Source organism: Nonomuraea sp. NPDC004186, from assembly GCF_053603495.1.
The window spans coordinates 34,224-50,118 of sequence record NZ_JBSGFQ010000065.1 but is presented as its reverse complement, the minus strand read 5'-3'; the positions used below and the strand labels follow the sequence as shown (position 1 = coordinate 50,118).

The window sequence follows — 15,895 nt, the reverse complement described above, 5'->3', positions numbered from 1 at the left end:
GGACATGATCCGGTGCCGGCGCACGACAGGCGTCCCGCGTGTCAACGCCCGTCTCGGAGAGCGACCGCTTCGGCGCGAGACAGCACCTGCTCCAGTTGTGCCGGATCGGCCGCGCCGCCCGCCGACAGGACGGTGCCGGTGCGGTCGGTCACCACCACGTACGGCGGCCACGGGATGTCGTTGCGGTCGAAGACCTCCGGGTCCACGATCACGGGCAGCCCGGCGCCACCGTATCCCTCCACCGCGCTGACCAGCGCGACATCCAGGCGGTCGGCTGTCGCGACGAACTCCGGCAGCATCGCCTTGCACAACCCGCACGCCGGCGAGACCAACGCGTACATCGTCCGGTCGCCTGCCGGCTCCGGCCTGCCGTTGAGCGCGAAGCGCGTGCCGGGACGGGGCCCGTACGAGGCTCTCTCCGCACGTAGCAGCCGCGCGGGCAGGAAGGCCAGCCCGAGCAGGACCGCCGCCACCGGAAGCTGGACGGGCGCGAACGCGACCGGCCCGGTCAGAGCCGCCGTCACCGCGAGGACCAGCAGCAGGCCGGTACGCAGCAGCGTGCCGGCCCCGACGAGGTCGCGGCCGCCGAAGCACCCGCAGTCCACGGCCATCCGGCGCCGCATCACGGAGGCCATGGCCGCCAGGAACGCGGCGAACAGGACTGCCGCCACCACGGCGCCCCACCGCCGGCCGCCTGGAGCGAGCAGCAGCCCGCCGGCGGCCAGCTCGGCCACGAGCACGCCCACCGCGGCCGGCCTGGCCAGGCCGCCCGGCAGCACCTGGTAGCCGGCCACCGACCGGGCGAAGCCGGGCACGTCCCGCAGCTTGACCAGCGCCGCGACCAGCAGCACCGCGGTCACGGCGAGGTACGCCGACTCGGCGACGATCATGGCACCGTCTGGTGGTAGGCCGAGGCCTGCAGCTCGTACAGGCCGGCGTACAGGCCGTCGCGTTCCATCAGCTCGGCGTGCGTGCCCTGCTCGGCGATCGCGCCGCCGTCGAGCACGTAGATGCGGTCGGCGTAGCGGACGCTGGCCAGCCGGTGGGTGATGAGCACGACGGTACGTCCGGCGGCGTGGCCGCGGATCCGCTCGAACAGGGCGTGCTCGGCACGGGCGTCCAGGGCCGAGGTCGGCTCGTCGAAGATGACCAGCGCGGCATCGTCGCGGTAGAAACCGCGTGCCACGGCGATGCGCTGCCACTGGCCGCCCGACAGGTCGTGGCCACCCCGGAAGCGGCGGTCGAGCAGCGCGTCGTAGCCGTCGGACAGCCGTGCCACCACCTCGTCGGCACCCGCCGCGGCGGAGGCGGCGGCAAGCCGATCCTCCTCCAGGGGGTGCCCCATGACGATGTTCTCGCGGACGGTGAGCGGCCAGCGCGTGTGATCCTGGGCGATCACGGAGATCCGCCGCCGCAACGCGTCACCGTCGAACGCGTCGAGGTCCACGCCGTCCCAGCGGATCGTGCCCTCCTGCGGCTGGTACAGCCCGGCCAGCAGCTTGGCCAAGGTCGTCTTGCCGGAGCCGTTCTCGCCGACCAGGGCGATGACCTCGCCCTGGCCGACCGTCACGCTGACGCCCGACAGTGCGGGCCGGTCGGCTCCGGGGTAGGTGAACGTGACGTTCTCGGCCGTCAGCAGGCTGAACGGCGCCGGCTCGGCAGGGGTTGCCGGCCGCGGGGGGACGCGCTCCCGGGCGATCTCGCAGAAGGCCAGGTAGTCGCCGAAGTAGAGGCCCGCCTCGTAGAGCCGGTTCATGGTCTGGATCAGGGCGGTGAGCGACACCTGCCCGGTCCTGATCGCCAGCACGGCCGCGCCGGCCACTGACAGCGGGATCACGCCGATGGCCAGCAGCACGCCGAGCACCACGTACACGCCGGCTGTGGCCAGGCCGGTCAGCAGGTCGCCGCCCGCCTTGGTCGCGGCCCGCCGCCGTGCCACGTCGAGTTGGACGTCCTGTTCCAGGTCGGCGACCTTGGCGTACTGGCCGAGCAGGAAGTCCCGGAGCGTGAACGCCCGCACTTCGGCGGCGGGCTGCCGTTCGGCCATCAGGTCCGACAGCATGAACTTGCGCCGCCGCGCGGCGGACAGCCGGTAGAACGCCTGGTAGCCCAGCCGCGCCATGCGTACCGCGGCCCATCCCGCCGGCACGGCGGCGACCAGCAGCAACGGCATGAGGACCGGGTGCAGCAGGCCGAGCGCCACGGCCGAGGCCAGCACGCCCACCGCGCCGGTGACCGCGGCGATCGTCGTCTCCACCACGGTGGCGGTGTCGGGCACGCCGCTGTCGCGGGCCCGGCGCATCGCGTTGTGGAAGTCGTGGTCGTCGAACGCGGCCAGCTCCACCCGGGTCGTCAGCTCGAACAGGCGGGTCTCGGCCAGCCGCTCGACCAGCGGTTTGAGCCTGGCCTGCGCCCATCCGGCACCGGCCAGCAGCGCTCCGCGCAGCCCGGTGGCGGCGGCCACGAGCAGCAGCGAGGGCAGCGCGGTCCATACCCGGTCGGGTGTGGGACCGGCGGCCAGCAGCGAGGCCAGCACGTCGGAGGTGGCCACCAGGCCGAAGACCGTGAAGACGCCGGCCGCGAGGTTGCCCGCCAGGGCCACGACCGTGTCGCGGGGGCTGGCCTCCCACGCCATCCGCAACGCGGCGGCCACCAAGGACGGCAGCCTGCGGGCGATCGTACCGAGGGTGGCGGTCAGCAGGTGCTCGTCGTGGCTCTCCCAGTACGCGACCACGAGCCCCGAACGGTCGTCCGGGACGCTCGTCCTGCGTCGGCGACGCCAGAGCCTCACGCGAGGGCGCCGTTCGGAAACCGGCGCGCCAGAGATCCCCCCATCACGCACGTCAATCTAGAAGATCCAACTCCCACTGTAAAGGCGCATGTAAACACATTTTTGGCTGTTACGGCTACCTCTGGACATGCTTCCGGATATATGCACATAATGCGTCCGTTTGCTTGCGACGCGGGAACATCTAGCCGGTTCCCGGTCGCGGGCGGAGCGCGGGAAAGGTGCCTACCGGCGCCATCCCGAGGCTCGGATCCCTACGTCGGCCGCCCATAGGTGGCCAAGGAAGGAGCCCTTATGTCGGTCCTCGCCCTGGAGCCCCGCGACGCCGGAGTCCTGGAGTACGAAGACCTCGCCGTCGACTTCGAAGGCGAGCTGAACAAGCTGCTCCACGGCCCCCAGGCCTGCGTCAACACCTGCAAGCGTACGGTCTGCAGCAGCTTCCCTTGCTGCCCGTCCATCGTGTGAAGCACCTGATCCCACGCGGTCGAGCGTGGTGACGAGAGGTGCTGGGGAAAGGCCGTCGGCGGTGCTCTGATGGCCTTTTTCTCATATCAGGCCGATGCGCTCCGTTATCGAGGGATGACCGTGGACTTTAATGTGCTCGACCGCCTTACCCAATTTGCAGAGTCGAATGGTAGGGAAATATACGAGGACGACACGTGGATCAGCGTTCACGACCCTCACCACGACATTCCGTTGCAGGGCTGGAAAATCCACATTTCCGCACGTCCCGGCACCCTCAACGACACCCTTGACCGCGCGTTGCCGATCCTGGCCGGCACCGGCTGCGCCTTCAAGGTCGCCCGGTCCACCCACAGGCTCATGGAGCTCAACTCCGGCGACGTCGACCCGGGAGCCGTGGGCAAGGCCATGACGGTCTACCCGGAGCAGGACGCGGTGGTCGCACTGGGCCACGCCCTCGCCGACGCCCTGTCCGGGCTGTCGGCCCCGCGCATCGTCAGCGATCGGCGGGTCCATCCCGATGCTCCGGTGTACTACAGGTATGCCCCGTTCGCCCCGCAGTACCGCGTGGACGAGAACGGCGACTTCGAGCTGATCGTGATCGGGCCGGACGGCGAGCAACTGCCGGGCGCGGCCGGCCCCGAGTTCACCTGCCCGCCCTGGGCCACCGACCCGTTCCGTCCCACGGAGCCTGCCGGGGCCGGCCCGTCGGAGCCCGACGAACGGCCGTCGCTGGGAACGCTGGGAACGCTGCCGCCCGCGCCGACAACCGGGCAGGCCGCCGACGGAGGTAGCGGGCGGCTCATCGGCGGCCGGTACCGCGTGACGTCCGGCGTCGTGCGTGGCCCGCGCGGAAACGTCTACCGCGCCACCGACGCCGCCGGGCGGCGGGTCGTGGTCAAGGAGGCCCGCGCGTACGTCGGGGAGAACGTCGAGGGCTGGGACCTGCGGATGTACCTCCGCAACGAGCTGCGCGTCCTGCAGGCGCTCACGGGCGTGGCAGGCGTTCCCGAGCCGATCGACCACTTCCGGCACGGCGAGGACGAGTTCCTCGTCATGACCGACGCGGGCAGCCGCGACCTCAACCGATTCGTCGCGGAGAACGGCCTGTTCACCGAGGAGCCCGCCACCGGCGAGCGCGACCTCGGCACACTCGCCGTCCGGCTGCTGGAGGTGATCGACGCGGTGCACGCGCACGGCGTCGTCATTCGCGACCTGTCGCCCAAGAACGTCGTGCTCGGCGAGGACGGCCGCTGCACCCTGATCGACTTCGGCAACAGCAGGTACGACGGGCTGCAGCTGCCCGGCTGGAGCCGCGGCTACAGCGTTCCCGACCAGCACACCGACCGTGACTCCGTGCCCGCCGACGACTACTTCTCGCTGGGCGCCACCCTGTTCTTCGCGGCCACCGGGATGAACCCGATCATGATCGGCCCGGACCCGGTCCGCAACGTCGAGCGCACGCTCATGTGCCTGGCGGGGATGTTCCCGGACGTCACGACGGGCGTCCTCGGCCTGCTGCCCGGCCTGCTGAGCCTTGACCCGGCCGACCGCACCGCTGCCGCCGCCGAGCTCAGACCCGCCCAAGCACCGGCTCCTGCCGACCGGCCGCGCCCCGTACCGGCCGTGACCGGCCTCGGCGACGGGCGGCCCGCCACCGAACAGCCGCAGGCGGGACGGTGGAAGCCGCCCTCCCCACCCAGGCTCACCGGGGAACTGCTGTCCAAGGCGCTCGACCACACCGTGCGCGAGTGCGCGGCCTTCGCCGAGCAGCTGATGGCCGCGCCCGAGGACGCCCGCCGGGAGAGCCCGCCGGTGACCAACGTCTACGGCGGCAGTGCCGGAGTCGGCATGGAACTGCTGCACCACCCGGAGGCCAAGGCCGTGGCCGCCGACCTGGCCCGGTGGACGGCCCGCGTGATGCCGCCCGCCAAGCTCCCGCCCTCGCTGTACTTCGGCCGTACCGGCACCGCGCTGTTCCTGACCGCGGCCCGTCTGAGCGCCGCGCCGGATCTGGCGGCGCCGGCCCCCGTCACCATCGACGGCCCGCAGCGGGCCGACCAGGCACACGGCGTGGCAGGCATCGGCTCGGGCCATTTGGCCCTGGCCGCCATCGACCCCGGCGATGCCCGGCATCTGCGGATCGCCGCCGAGTGCGCCCGGCTGCTGATCGCCGGGGAGGTCACGCGGTCGCAGGACGCCGTGGCACCCGCCCAGCCCGGCTCCGGCGTGTCGGTCGACACGGCGTACGCCCACGGCGACGCGGGCTGCGCGGACTTCCTGCTCTCCTACCACGCGGCCACCGGCGACCGAGCGGCGGGCGAGGCGGCCCGGGAGCGGCTGGCGGCGCTGGCCGTCCAGGCCGAGGCGCTGATCGGCGAATTGCACGGCCCGGATGCCCGAGCCATGGGGGCCTCCTGGTGCCAGGGCATGTCGGGCATCACCGGCACGCTGGCCCGCGCGGCCCGCACGTACGGCGAGGACCGCTACCTGGAGCTGGCCGAGCGGGGCGCGCGGGCGTGCCTGGTCGTCGCCCCGCAAGCCTGGGTGGTCTCTCAGTGCTGTGGCCTGGCGGGCATCGGCGAAGCGCTAGTCGATCTGGCGATGGTCACGGGCGATGACGACTACTGGCGCCACGCCGAGAACATCGCCGAGCAGATGCTGGTACGGGCCGGCGGCGAGCCGGTGCAACCGGTCTTCCCCGGCAACGACCTCGACAAGGCGGCCTACACCTGGAGCACCGGCACCGCGGGCGTCCTGTCGTTCCTGCGCCGCCTCGACCGCCGCTCGGGAACGCGGCTGTGGACGGCCGACTGGCAGCTGCCCGAATCGGACCGGGCAGCGCAGAACGGGAGAGGGAACTAGAGGACCGCGCCGGCCCCGCCAGAGCAGCACGGCCGCGCTGGGGACAGAGCAGATCCTTCGAGGTAGGCGGAGTGGCGGCGACCGGCTTTCAGGAGTGCCCGATGATTCGATGTGGCCGGTACGGGGCCTCCAGGCGGGCCGCCTCCTCTTCGCTCAGGGACACCTCCACCGCCGCGATGGCATCGTCCAGATGACCCACCTTGCTCGCCCCGACGATCGGCGCGCTCACACCAGGCCTCCCGAGCAGCCATGCGAGCGCAAGCTGCGCCGGAGGCAGTCCTCGTTCGTCAGCGACCGCGCGCAAGGCGTCGACGACGTCGAAGTCCGCGTCCTCGTACATGCTGTCGGCCAGCGGGTCGCTGCCGGATCGGACCGTGCGCCGCCGGCCGTCGCGGTGGCGGCTGCCGGTGAGCAGTCCGCGTGCCAGCGGGCTCCACGGGATGGCGCCCACTCCCTGGTCCAGGCAGAGCGGGAGCATCTCTCGCTCCTCCTCCCGGTACACGAGGTTGTAGTGGTTCTGCATCGACGCGAATTGGGTCCAGCCGGCCGCCTGAGCGGTGTGCTGCGCCTTGGCGAACTGCCAGGCGTACATGCTGGAGGCTCCGATGTAACGCGCCTTGCCGGCCCGCACCACGTCGTGCAGGGCCTCCATGGTCTCCTCGATCGGGGTCTCGTCGTCCCAGCGGTGGATCTGGTACAGATCGACGTAGTCGGTTCCGAGCCTGGTCAGCGAGGCGTCGATGGCGGACAGCACGTGCTTGCGGGACAGCCCTCGGTCGTTCGGGCCCGGCCCCGTCGGGAAGTAGACCTTCGTGGCGAGAACGTAGTCGTCGCGGCTGGCGAAGAGCTTGCCGAGCAGCCGCCCGGTGATCTCCTCGCTCACGCCGTCGGAGTACATGTCGGCGGTGTCGAAGAACGTCACACCGGCCTCGACCGCGCGCCGCACGATCGGCTCGGCCGCGTCCTCGCGCAGCATCCACTCCCGAGAACCCGGATCGCCGTACGTCATCATGCCCAGGCAGATCCGGGAGACCCGCAGTCCTGACGAGCCCAGCTTCACGTATCGCATGTCGTCTTACCTTCCTGTGAGAGCGCGGGTTTCCACCGCGGAGGCCGTAGGTCCATGGAGGCGCCGCCGACAGGACGGTGCGAGGGCCGGTGGGCGGCATGACCCCTATCGTCGGCCAGCCCGTAATTTAGGAGAATGGCGAATCGAAAGATCAGACCCGAGCGGGCATACGAATCCAAGGGGATCGACGCCCTCGACCTTCGTATCCTCGCCGAGCTGCAGATCGACGCCAGAGTGAGCTTCGCCGAACTGGGCCGCCGGGTCGCCCTGTCGGCCCCCGCGGTGGCCGACAGGGTGCAGCGGCTGGAGGAGACCGGAGTGATCACCGGCTATCACGCCGAGGTCGACCCGCGGACCCTGGGCTTTCCGGTCACCGTGATGGTTCGCATCCGCCCGGCGCTCCGGGAACTGCACCGCATCTCCAAGATCGCCCAGGAAGTCCCCCAGATCGTCGAGTGCTACCGGATGACGGGCGACGACTGCTTCTACTTCACGATGCACCTGCGGGCGGTCGACGAGCTCGAACCGATCCTCGACCTGTTCACCCCGTACGGTCACACGACCACGTCTCTCATCCACACCGCGCCCGTACCACGCCGCCCCCTGCCCCTGGAGTGATGCTCGGGCTCCCGAATGCGGTGGAGCGTCGATCGGCGACCGTCCTCGCGGAAACGGTGAGGAAACAACTCCTGCTCTATTACTGGCCCGCATGACGTACCGAACTTCACTGGCGGCGCTGGCCCTGGCGCTGGCTGGGTTGGTGGCGCAGCCTTCCGCGGCGAGCGCCACCTCGAACCCCGACGTGTCTTCCGTGCAGTGGAAATCCTGCCCGGCCTACTCCGATGAGGTGATCCGCGGCCTGGGCGTGGCGGAGGACAAGGTCGCGGCCTTCCGCTCCTTGATGAAGCGCCTGGAGTGCGGGACTGTCAGCGTCCCGCTGAACCACCGTGACCCCGACGGGCGGAAGATCGACATCGCGGTGACCCGGCTGGCCGCCACGGACGAGGCCCACCGGCTCGGCGCCGTCGCCGTACTGCCGGGTGGGCCGGGCAACAGCGGATACCTGGACCCGGTCCTGCGGGCCGCGCTCAGGAACGAGGAGATGGCCGGGCTCAACGAGCGGTACGACATCATCGGCTTCGACCCGCGCGGCGTCGGGTACAGCACCAAGGTCGCCTGCCCCCTCTCACCGCAGGGCCCGCAGGAGCCCGGCGCGCTGACCAAGGAGACGGCCAGGAAGATCTACGACGCCCAGGTCGCCTCCAACGAGAAGTGCGGACGCTCCGACCCCGCCTTCCTCGGACAGCTCACCACCGAGAACGTGGCCAAGGACCTGGATGTGGTACGGACCGCGCTGGGCGAGCGCAGCCTCAACCTGCTCGGCTTCTCCTGGGGCACCTACCTGGGCATGGTGTACCGCAGCCTGTATCCCGGGCACACCGGACGGGCCTTCCTGGACAGCGTGGCGCCGCCGTGGACCCGTATCGACGAGCACGCCAAGGGCGCCGCGGAGGCGGCCGAGCGAAACTTCGGGCGCATGGCCGCCTGGCTGGCCCGCCGCGACGGGACCTACGGTCTCGGTGCCACCGCTCGGCAGGTGCGCGAGGAGGTGGCGAAGCTGGTCCGCGCGTACGACAAGAGCCCCAAGACCTACACCGACCTGCAGCGGCCCGTCGACGGTTCGGCCGTCGCCGACCTGGCCAGGCGCAACTCGACCGAGTGGGTACGCGCGGGCAAGGCGCTGGCCGAGCTGCGGACGGCGACGGGCTCCACCGCCCCGGCCACCGTCAAGGAGCTGCTCGGCGCGCCGATGATGGGGCCGTCCGTTCCCGGCGCGCCCGAAACGCTGAACATGACCATGAACTTGGCCGTCGCGTGCAACGAGGACAGCAGCCGGGCCGGTTTCGACACCGCCTGGCGTCAGTACCAGCAGCTCGTGAAGCGCCATCCGGCGACCGGCCGGGCCTGGGGAGTGCCTGCCATGTGTCCCGGCTGGCCGCTGCCGGTGCAGCAGGCCACGTTGAAGCGGAGCAGCGGGTCGCTGGTGCTGGCGGGGCACCTGTACGAGTTCATGTCCGCCTATGACTGGACGCTGCAGACGCGGCGCGCCATCGGCGGCACCGTCTACACGGTCGCCGACGACGTGCACGTGTCAACCACGCGGGTGCCCAAGTGCGCCGCCGACGTGGTGCGGTACTTCGAGACGGGCCGGATCGGCAGAGGTTGCGAGGGCAGCCCGATCCCGAGCTGACCACCGCTCCCCCGGCCCGGCCGCAGCCGGTTTGCGGGGTGATCGGGCCGCTGCCCTGCTCAGGAGGTCTCGCCGCACCGGTGCTGACCCGTCGGCGCGCACCCGAGCCTACGGTTTGCGGCCGGGGAGCAAACGCAGCGTGCAGGCGCGCTCGAATCGGGCGTCGATCGACGTCCACCGTTCGACCGCCTCTGCCAGCGCGTCGCGGTCGCCGTGCAGGATCCCATGGGTACGGGCCAAGCAGGCGGCCGCCCAGTCGTTCTGTTCGGCGTACGGCATGGCGGCGGCGAGCCGTTCGGCCGCCTCCGGCAAGCCGGCGACGACCGCCAGCTCGGCTCCGGCGGAGCGCGCGTAGGCCTCGTACCAGCGCACGGCGAAGGGGGCGAAAGCGCGCTCGACCAGTGCGGCGGCCTGATGGTAGGCGCGGGTGTGGACGGCGACCCTGGCGTCGACGAAGGCGGCGAAGGGGGCCAGGACCGGCGAGGAGGCCGCGTCCTCCATCCTGGCCATCTCCAGCGCGCGCGAGCGCCAGAGGTCGAACTCGCCGGTGCCTGCCAGCCCGTGGGCGAGCGCCGCGGCGGAGATCGCGGTCGACATCCAGGCGCTGCGCGGGCTGCCTGCCTGATGCCAGGCCTCCCACATGGCGGGCGCCTGCTGGAAGACCTCCGGGAAACGACCGCTCAGGGCGAGCGGTCGGATGGTCTTGGGGATGGACAGGTAGGGGTGTTCGCCGATGGGGTCCTCGCGCTGCGCGCGGTCGGCGACGGCGAGTGCGGCGGGCAGGTCGCCGACGCACAGCTCCGCCCGCGCGGCGGAGTGGAAGGTGTCGACGATCTCGGCCGCGGCGGACGGCTCGTGTGCCGGCAGATGCTCGATGAGCGTGAGCCGCTCCCGGCAGATCCGCTGGACGGCGCGCATCCGGCCGGCCCGCGCGTACGCGCGCGTGAGCACGTCCAGCGCGCTCAGGAGGACGATGACGTCGCCGCACTCACGGGCGGCCTCGACGGCGGAACGGGCGAGTTCGAGGCCGTCCTGGTCCCAGGCCCGCGCGGTCGCCACCAGCGCCGCGGTGCGCGAATCGGCAGGGGCGGCGCCGACGGTCGCCTTGTCGATCAGCGCCGGCAGGTGTTCGGACATCGGGTCGCGGTCGTGCGCGCCTCTGTAGCGGTGGGTGACCACGAGGCCGGAGGCGAGCGTGGCGGCGCGCAGGCCGGCGGTTGCAGCCTGGTCGGCCTCTTCGATCTGGTCGGCGGGTTCAACCTGGTCGGCGGCACGCATCAGCAGGCGGAAGGCCAGCGGGCCGTCGGCGATCGAGACGGCCGTGGCGGCCGCGCTCAGGAGGTCCTGGTGACCGTCCGCGGCGTCGCGGGCCCGGTCGGCGGCGGCCAGGTAGTGGCCGATCGCCTCCCGATGGAAGCGCCGGGCGAACGTCAGATGCGCCAGCGACCTGGCCAGGCGATGAGCCTGCCGGTCCGGTACGGCGGGCGTGCCGGCGAGCGTGGCCCGCAGATCGTCGGCCACCAGGTCGAACTGCGGTGCCCAGTTGCCGTCGAGCCGTGATTCCAGCGTCGAAGCCGTGCCCGCGGCCCAGCGCAGACGGAGCTGGAGGGTCTTCTCGGTCTCGCCGCTGTCCGCGAGCCGGTCGGCGGCGAAGGCTCTGATGGTCTCCAGCAGCCGCCACCGGCCACCGCCCACCACCCCGAGCAGGCTCTTGTCGGCCAGCCGGCCGATGACGTCGGCCGTCGCACTGGGCGGCGTGTCCGGCATGAGCGCCGTGGCCGCCGCCAGGTCGAACCCGCCCGCGAACACCGCCAGGCGGCGCAGCAGCGCGCGTTCCTCCTCTTCCAGCAGGTCGTGGCTCCAGCCGATGACCGCGCGCAACGAGCGGTGCCGGGGCGGCCTGCCGCGCGCGCCCGACAGCAGCCGAAGCCGGTCCTGCAGCCCCACCCGCAGAGCGTCGATGCCCAGTACGGCGACCCGCGAGGCGGCCAGCTCGATCGCCAGCGGCAGCCCGTCGAGCCGGGCACAAACCTCGGCGATGACCGCGGGCTCCGCGGCGAACCCTGGATCGATCGCGCGTGCCCGGTCCAGGAACAGCGTCTCGGCCTCCCCCGCCAGCGGCGGCACCGTGATGACCCGCTCGCCGGGCAGGCCCGGCCGCTCCCTGCTCGCGATCAGCATCCCCGCCTGGGGGCAGTCCGAGCGCAGTCTCTCCACCAGGTCGCCGACCTCGTCCAGCAGGTGCTCGCAGTTGTCGAGGACCAGCAGCGACCGTCCCAGCGCGAGCCGCTCGGCGACCACGCTTTCCAGCGGCTGGGGAGGGCGCTCGGCCAGGCCCAGCGCGTCAGCCACGGTCCGCAGGACGAACCCCTCGCCGACCGGGGTCAGATCGATGAACGCCCCGCCGGCGGGGAACGACGCCGAGGCCGCCTGCGCCAGCACGGCGGCCAGCCGGGTCTTGCCGACGCCGCCGGGCCCCACCAGGCAGACCGGCGCGCCGTCTGTCAGCGCCGCCAGCGCCTCCTGCCGCTCCTGCCGGCGTCCGATGAAGGACGTGTGGCTGACCGGGATCCCCTCAACGTGCCCCGGCCTGGCCGAAGGGGACGGCTGATGCCCGCTCAGGGCGACCAGGGCCGCCCTGTTGGCCACGCCGTACTTGCGCAGCAGCGAGGAGACGTGACTTTCCACGGTACGGACCGAGATCTGCAGCCGGTGGGCGATCCGCGCGTTCGTCAGGTGCTCGGCCAAGCCCGCCAGCACCTCGGCCTCGCGGGGCGAGACCTCCCGCGGCTCGCCAGGGACCATGCGGCCCATTGTGGCGTACGTGCTTCTCAGCGGCGAATCAGTGTCGGCTCCGTGGCAGTCGGGTGATCTTCACGGATGTCCTGGTACGGCCTGTCGGGCCATGCTGGAAGCCCCAGGAAACAGAGGAATGTCGATGAGGAAGATCGTTGCGGAGCTGTTCTCGTCGCTGGACGGCGTCGTCGGATCGCCGGATCGGTGGCACGGCCCCTTCCATGGGCTCGCGGACCGGATGAACGAGCTACGGCTGCTCATCGACCCGGTCGTCGTCCGTGAGGGCAGGAAGTTGTTCGAGGACGACGGCGACCGGCTGACCTGCACGCTCCTGGCCTCGCACAGCTACCGGACCGGCACCGTCTCGGCCACGTACGCGGTGGCCGGATGACCCGCCGGCCCACATTCCGGCCGCCGAGCAGGCGGTCGGGCGCGATCCTGGACGGCATGAGCGCGTGAGCAGCAGCACCGAGTACGACCGCGCGGCGCCCGGGAATCCCAGAGCGGCCGTGCCGCTGCCAGGTTGGCTTCCGGCGATGGCGGGCGGTATGCGAGTCAGATCACGGATGTCGCGAGCGTTTTGATCGTGAAGTCGATGGCCGTGGCGAGCCGTTGGGGGTCATGTCCGGCGCGTTCGCGTACCCGCAGGCCGAGCACCGTCGTGAACAGCACCTCCACCGCGGCGTCGACGTCCAATGCGGCGGGCAGGTCGCCGTCGCGGATGCCGCGGCGCAGCAGTGACGACAGGGTTTTCCGGGTGACGTCGAACGCGGCCTCGGTCCTTTGCCGGACCTCGGCGTCGGTGGTGCCGAGTTCGGCGGCCGTGTTGACCACGAAGCAACCGAGTCCGGCCTCGTGGCTGATCATCCAGATCAGCCACTCCCGCAGGACCTCGAGGCTGGGACCGGGAGCGGTGAGCAGCTCTTCGGCTTGAGTGGACTCGGTCGCCCGATAGTGGTCCAGCGTCCGCAAGAACAGCGTGTGCTTGTCGTCGAAGGTCCGGTACAGGCTGCTCTGCTTGAGCCCGAGCTCGGAGCCCAGGTCGCGGACCGACGTGGCGTGGTAGCCACGACGCCAGAACAGGCGGGTCGCCTTGGCGACCACCTCCTGCTCGTCGAACTCCCTCGGCCGTGCCATGGCCGCCACTCTACCAACGTTGTGGAGCGATCGCTCCCGTATTAGGATGTGTCGTCATATGGGAGCGATCGCTCCCAAATGAGAGAGGAGAGATACGACGTGACGGCAACGCACCCCACGACGACCGGGCGAGACCCGTCGGCGAGGAATCATTGGATCGCGGTCTCCGCCGTGGCCTTCGGCACATTTCTCCTGGTGACGGCCGAGCAGCTCCCCATCGGGCTGCTCACCCCCGTCGGATCGGCGCTGTCGGTGTCCGAGGGCGCGGCAGGGTTGATGGTCACCGTCCCCAGCATCGTCGCCGCCGTCGCGGCGCCGGTCGTGCCGGTGCTCGTCGGCAGGCTGGATCGCAGGATCCTGCTCGTCGCCTTGATGGGACTCATGACGCTCGCCAACCTGGCCTCCGCCCTGGCCCCGGACTATCCGCTCCTGATCGCCGCCCGCGTGCTGGTCGGGGTGGCGATCGGCGGGTTCTGGGCCATCGCCGGCGGTCTGGCCGTACGGCTCGTCGCGGCCTCGCACGTACCGCGGGCCACTGCGATCATCTTCGGTGGCGTCGGGGCCGCGAACGTGTTCGGCGTCCCCATCGGCACGATGATCGGCGGGCTGGCGAGCTGGCGGATCGCGTTCGGCGCGCTGAGCGCCCTCGCGCTCGCCGTGCTGGTCGCGTTGCTGGCCGTGCTGCCACCGTTGACCGCCGCTCAGCCCGTCGGCCTGCGGCGGCTGGCCGGTCAGCTCCGCAACCAGGGCGTCCGGGTCGGCATCCTGGCGACGTTCCTGATCGTGACCGGCCATTTTTCGGCCTACACGTTCATCGGTCCCGTGCTGCGGGACCTGTCCGGCATCGACGAGCAGCTCGTCGGGCCGCTGCTGTTCGGATTCGGCGTCGCGGGCATCGTGGGGAACTTCGTCGCGGGCGCCGTCGTGGCGAAACGGCTCCATCGCACGGTCCTCGTCATCGCCGTCACCCTGGGGGTGACCGTGCTGCTCTTCCCCGTGGCAGGGCTCACCGGTGCGGGCGGGGTGACGCTGCTCGTCGTCTGGGGCCTGGTGTACGGCGGGGTCTCCACGAGCCTCCAGACGTGGATGATCAAGGTCGCGCCGCAGGCGGTCGAGGAGGCCTCCGCGCTGTGGGTGGCGGTGTTCAACCTCTCGATCGGTCTCGGCGCGCTGGCCGGCGGCGCGATCGTCGACGCCCTGCCGCTCCAGGGCATCCTGTGGCTGGCCGGCGTTCTCGTCCTGGTGGCCGGGCTGGCGGTGTGGGGCGCACGCCGGAACGAGAGCCTTGGGTGACCCGCGGAACGACGACGCCCGGTCGGCGACGATCAGCGTCGTCAGCCGGCCGGGCGCCTGGAGGAAGTGTTACTGCGGGGCGTCGAAGGTCCACTCGGCGCGGGCACCAGGACCCACGGCGAGGGTCGAACGTCCGATCCGCTCCTCGTGCCGGGTCTCCACGGCGCGGTTGAGCGACATGCTGACCCGCTTCAGGCCCGCCTGCTCACGCGCGACGGAGTCGAGCTGGATGGTGGTGCCACCGCCGCTCGCGATGGCGCCGCCCCCGACGGTCGCGACCTCGAACCCGCCGGCTCGCAGCACCGGCAGCGCGATGGCCAGGTCCCGCGCGGTCACACCGATGCGGATGTAGGTGATGTCCCGCATCAGGCGGTCCTGGTAGGTGTCGGGCAGGTAGCGCTCCCGGCTGACGTCACCGGGGTAGCTCTCCGGCTCGGTCTGGCTGCGCGGGTCGGCGAAGTACTCGGGGAAGTACTCCATCGCCCACGGGTCGAAGGCCTCGTACTGGGCGGAGGTGGTGCGGATGGTGTCGAACCACGGGATCGGGACGCCATCGCCGAAGTCACGCGTCTGGCGGTATTCGGCCGGGTCGGAGACGCCCTGGGCCTTCAGCTGCGCGGTCACCTTGGCCAGGTCGCCGGAGCGCTCGGTCGAGACGGCCAGCCCGGCGGAGCCGAAGAGAGCGTCCTGGCCGGGCAGGTCGCCCTCGCCGAACAGCTCCATGTAGGTCTCGCGGCCCTTGAGGTAGCGGCCCTTCCAGGTCAGGCCGCCACCGGTCGTGGTCCGGACCTCGAAGTTGGCGAACTCGCGCAGGTAGGCCGAGTTCTCGACGGCGTCCGCCGTCTCGCGGTCCACCACGCTGTAGGCGTGGTTGTAGAACAGCAACTGCCCCTGGGATGACACGCGGGCTTCTTCGGCCTGGGCCGTCCCCACGCCCCCGGCGATCGCGACGGTGCAGGTCGCGGCCAGAGCAGTGATCATCCGTAATGTCCGGCGAATCAGCATGGAAGTGATCTTAAGGCGGGGATGATCACCTTCACTATCGTTTTGACAGAACCCGAACCGGATTTGTGGCGATCTTATAGTGGCTGTGTAGTGAGCCGTTCCGTCGTCCGCGCACCTGCGCGCGCGGGGCCCCCCCCCCCGGGCGCGGGCGCCCGGTGGACCCAACGCCCGGCGAAACCGCAGTAGCCGGACCCAGCCCCGTTGGTTCTAGGACGGGCTGTCACACGGG

General features: G+C 71.3%; 12 protein-coding genes. 6 read left to right on the top strand and 6 right to left on the bottom strand.

The window, feature by feature from the left end:
* Positions 1 to 41: 41 nt before the first annotated feature.
* Positions 42 to 890, bottom strand: coding sequence for a MauE/DoxX family redox-associated membrane protein (locus tag ACWEPL_RS40225; protein ID WP_452439267.1), 849 nt, complete (start codon positions 888 to 890; stop codon positions 42 to 44).
* Positions 887 to 2,791, bottom strand: a complete 1,905-nt coding sequence (locus ACWEPL_RS40220; protein ID WP_452439266.1) for an ABC transporter ATP-binding protein — start codon at positions 2,789 to 2,791, stop codon at positions 887 to 889. Before ACWEPL_RS40220 ends, ACWEPL_RS40225 begins: the two co-directional genes overlap by 4 nt.
* Before the next feature lie 291 nt (positions 2,792 to 3,082).
* On the opposite strand from ACWEPL_RS40220, the gene ACWEPL_RS40215 reads away from it, so the two are divergent.
* Together ACWEPL_RS40215 and lanL are read left to right on the top strand one after the other, a co-directional pair.
* On the top strand, positions 3,083 to 3,253 hold the full coding sequence (locus ACWEPL_RS40215; RefSeq protein WP_165974944.1) for an SflA family class IV lanthipeptide: 171 nt from the start codon (positions 3,083 to 3,085) through the stop codon (positions 3,251 to 3,253).
* Between the two features lie 69 nt (positions 3,254 to 3,322).
* Positions 3,323 to 6,115, top strand: a complete 2,793-nt coding sequence (gene lanL / locus ACWEPL_RS40210; RefSeq protein ID WP_452439265.1) for a class IV lanthionine synthetase LanL — start codon at positions 3,323 to 3,325, stop codon at positions 6,113 to 6,115.
* An 88-nt stretch (positions 6,116 to 6,203) separates the two neighbouring features.
* On the opposite strand, the gene ACWEPL_RS40205 is transcribed toward lanL, so the two are convergent.
* Positions 6,204 to 7,184 carry an aldo/keto reductase gene (locus ACWEPL_RS40205; RefSeq protein ID WP_363982323.1) on the bottom strand — a complete coding sequence of 327 codons (981 nt, stop codon included), beginning with the start codon at positions 7,182 to 7,184 and terminating at the stop codon, positions 6,204 to 6,206.
* A gap of 135 nt (positions 7,185 to 7,319) precedes the next feature.
* On the opposite strand from ACWEPL_RS40205, the gene ACWEPL_RS40200 reads away from it, so the two are divergent.
* Together ACWEPL_RS40200 and ACWEPL_RS40195 are read left to right on the top strand one after the other, a co-directional pair.
* Positions 7,320 to 7,802, top strand: coding sequence for an Lrp/AsnC family transcriptional regulator (locus tag ACWEPL_RS40200; RefSeq protein WP_452439264.1), 483 nt, complete (start codon positions 7,320 to 7,322; stop codon positions 7,800 to 7,802).
* A gap of 91 nt (positions 7,803 to 7,893) precedes the next feature.
* Entirely contained in the window at positions 7,894 to 9,435 is a 1,542-nt protein-coding gene (locus tag ACWEPL_RS40195; RefSeq protein WP_452439263.1) for an alpha/beta fold hydrolase, read from the top strand.
* 108 nt (positions 9,436 to 9,543) lie between these two features.
* On the opposite strand, the gene ACWEPL_RS40190 is transcribed toward ACWEPL_RS40195, so the two are convergent.
* Positions 9,544 to 12,240: an ATP-binding protein gene (locus tag ACWEPL_RS40190; protein WP_452439262.1), complete on the bottom strand. Its 2,697-nt coding sequence runs from the start codon at positions 12,238 to 12,240 to the stop codon at positions 9,544 to 9,546.
* A gap of 133 nt (positions 12,241 to 12,373) precedes the next feature.
* Between ACWEPL_RS40190 and ACWEPL_RS40185 the strand changes: the two genes are divergently transcribed.
* The gene (locus ACWEPL_RS40185; RefSeq protein ID WP_452439261.1) at positions 12,374 to 12,622 is read left to right on the top strand and encodes a hypothetical protein; all 249 of its coding nucleotides are present in this window, start codon (positions 12,374 to 12,376) and stop codon (positions 12,620 to 12,622) included.
* Between the two features lie 164 nt (positions 12,623 to 12,786).
* On the opposite strand, the gene ACWEPL_RS40180 is transcribed toward ACWEPL_RS40185, so the two are convergent.
* Positions 12,787 to 13,368 (bottom strand): TetR/AcrR family transcriptional regulator, encoded by a 582-nt coding sequence (locus ACWEPL_RS40180; protein ID WP_452439260.1) that lies wholly within the window; start codon positions 13,366 to 13,368, stop codon positions 12,787 to 12,789.
* A 99-nt stretch (positions 13,369 to 13,467) separates the two neighbouring features.
* Here ACWEPL_RS40180 and ACWEPL_RS40175 point away from each other — a divergent pair, with 99 nt between their 5' ends.
* Positions 13,468 to 14,661: an MFS transporter gene (locus ACWEPL_RS40175; RefSeq protein WP_452439259.1), complete on the top strand. Its 1,194-nt coding sequence runs from the start codon at positions 13,468 to 13,470 to the stop codon at positions 14,659 to 14,661.
* 69 nt (positions 14,662 to 14,730) lie between these two features.
* On the opposite strand, the gene ACWEPL_RS40170 is transcribed toward ACWEPL_RS40175, so the two are convergent.
* Positions 14,731 to 15,666, bottom strand: coding sequence for a DUF5829 family protein (locus tag ACWEPL_RS40170; protein WP_363982344.1), 936 nt, complete (start codon positions 15,664 to 15,666; stop codon positions 14,731 to 14,733).
* Positions 15,667 to 15,895: the final 229 nt, after the last annotated feature.